Below are 237 nucleotides of genomic sequence, written 5' to 3'. Positions count from 1 at the left end.
GCGGCATTTGCCAAACGCGATGCGCCGAAATCTCCGGTGCAGATCGAGCGGGCGGAACGGGTGGCGCGCACGGTCTTTCCTCTTGGCGGCAGGCTGGATGCAGAACCGTGGATGGGTGCGCGCCCCTGCACGCCGGATATGATGCCGATCATCGGAAAGGCGCCAAGGCACAGGACATTGTGGCTCGCCTTCGGGCATGCCCATCACGGCCTCACACTCGGACCCATCACCGGCCGC

General features: G+C 65.8%; 1 protein-coding gene. It reads left to right on the top strand.

Annotation, left to right across the window (positions count from 1 at the left end; translation table 11 throughout):
• Positions 1–237: NAD(P)/FAD-dependent oxidoreductase (locus SB816_RS34775; protein WP_410548597.1), on the top strand; the 237-nt coding region annotated here is incomplete at both ends.

This window comes from Achromobacter sp. SIMBA_011 (assembly GCF_046535435.1).
In the GTDB taxonomy this organism is placed as follows: Bacteria; Pseudomonadota; Gammaproteobacteria; order Burkholderiales; family Burkholderiaceae_B; genus Achromobacter; species Achromobacter dolens.
Note: the sequence above shows the minus strand (reverse complement) of the source record. Positions and strands in the feature narration are given on the sequence as shown.